The sequence below is a fragment of the Dolichospermum sp. LEGE 00246 genome, from assembly GCF_015207865.1.
Lineage (GTDB): Bacteria > Cyanobacteriota > Cyanobacteriia > Cyanobacteriales > Nostocaceae > Dolichospermum > Dolichospermum heterosporum.
The window spans coordinates 1-1,994 of the sequence record NZ_JADEWA010000669.1 but is presented as its reverse complement, the minus strand read 5'-3'; the positions used below and the strand labels follow the sequence as shown (position 1 = coordinate 1,994).

Below are 1,994 nucleotides of genomic sequence, written 5' to 3'. Positions count from 1 at the left end.
ATTATACTCAATGCTGCTAAAATTACTAATTTTTAGATAAAAAATAACTTTTTTATGAATTAATGATAGTAATATTTCTGAGTTCACGAAAAACGTTTATCTAGTAATACAATTGAGGGAGGGGAGACCCCAAGGCTGTTTCATTCGTTAAGGAGGATGGATTTGTCAATATCATTAGCGATAATTTTTGGGACGAAATTGATAGGACACAAACATATTGACCCAAAAATTTTAGATTTTTATCATAAAAATTAGAGCGATAGCGTAAGCGCTGCTGCAAGTGCCAGAGGCGATCGCCACGAATCACAAAAATATTTCTAGGCAGGTTTTGGGAGTGCCAATCACGAAGCTAGAGCAACTTTTAAAATCGGCACTCCGAGATCATAAATTTACGCTTCTGCTAAAAAGGGATAGTCAGTGTAGCCCTGTTCTGTGCCGCCGTAAAAGGTACTGCGATCGTAGGGATTTAACGACGCATTCAGGGCAAAACGTTTCACAAGGTCAGGATTAGAAATATAGATGCGACCATAGGCAATTAGATCAGCTTCGCCCTTGGAGATGATTTGTTCGCCAATTTCACGGTTTAATCCGCCAGCGGCAATAATTTTGCTGTTAAACAGGGGACGGAAAAAACCAGCGGTGAGGTCGCTACTGAGATGTTCTAGGGTATCTTGGCTTGCATTGAGACGGGGTTCGATGAGGTGTAGGTAGGCTAAGTTAAATTTGTTGAGTTCCTGCACGACATAGCTGAAGAGAGTCCTGGGGTCTGAGTCGCCCATGTCGTTAAAACTGCCGGAAGGAGATAATCGTAAACCAACGCGATTGCCACCCCAGACTTCAATCACGGCTTCCAGAACTTCCATCAAAAAGCGTGATCTATTTTCTACTGAGCCGCCATAGGCATCGGTGCGGTGGTTGGTGCAGTCTTGCAAAAATTGATCAATCAGATAACCATTTGCGCCATGTACTTCAACGCCGTCAAAGCCTGCTTCAAGGGCATTTTTCGCACCTTGACGATATTGGTCAATCACGCTGGGGATTTCTGCGAGTTCAAGGGCGCGGGGCGCGACGTAGGGTTTCATGCCTTCGTAAGTTCCGACTTCTCCTGTTGGGGCGATCGCGCTAGGGGCAACGGGTAATTCACCATTTGGCTGGAAATCAGGATGGGAAATGCGTCCAACGTGCCAGAGTTGCAGAAAAATGTGACCACCTTTGTCGTGAACCGCTTGGGTAACTTTTTTCCAGCCAGCAATCTGTTCAGCGGAATGGATGCCGGGGGTAGCGGGATAACCTTGTCCTTGGGGACAGACTTGGGTTGCTTCGGAAATAATCAGTCCAGCGGTTGCTCGTTGTGCATAGTAGGTAGCATGGAGTTCGTAGGGAACGTTGCCAGCCGCAGCACGACAGCGAGTTAAAGGAGCCATCACCAGACGATTCGGTAAGGTGTAAGTACCGAGTTGTATAGGGGTTAATAATTGCAGCGTGTTATCCATAAATCTAACTGGAATCGTTTTTAAGTATTCAGGATAGTCTATATCAAAAATGACGGGACGATTACTGGCAAGTTGGAGATTGTGAGATTGAAGATATTAAAAAAACAGTTTTTGGTGGACGTAAAGCCCAAGAAATTGTATGAATAAGGTTGTGCAGAGGTTGAAGTAGATGACGTTGAAATCGAGATTAAAACTCTTTTTTGATAAGGGTTACGTCTTTTCATTTTGAAAAAGTGATAAAAAAGGGTTAAATTTTACACGATGTGTACTATAGTTTCCTTTTTTTCCTCTAGCTGTAACACCATCAATGACAGCGTAAGCAAGGTCTAACTCATCATCAAATATTTGCCCGGATAGCTCATCTTTTTTAAGGTGCTGCCACTTCAATTCAATTGGATTCATTTCGGAGCAGTATTTTGGTAAAAAGAAAATGTACAAACCCATGTCTTCCCACTTTTTCCATAATTTGTTATGTAAATATATTTTTTTGATGTATTTTAT

Annotated in this window: 2 protein-coding genes; both read right to left on the bottom strand. The window is 42.5% G+C overall.

The features are described 5' to 3' along the window. Positions 1–389: 389 nt before the first annotated feature. Positions 390–1,493 carry an alkene reductase gene (locus IQ228_RS25360; protein ID WP_193964913.1) on the bottom strand — a complete coding sequence of 368 codons (1,104 nt, stop codon included), beginning with the start codon at positions 1,491–1,493 and terminating at the stop codon, positions 390–392. Positions 1,494–1,703: 210 nt separating this feature from the next. Further along, positions 1,704–1,994, bottom strand: a 291-nt coding sequence (locus tag IQ228_RS25355; RefSeq protein WP_193964911.1) for a transposase, incomplete at its 5' end; no start/stop codon positions are given.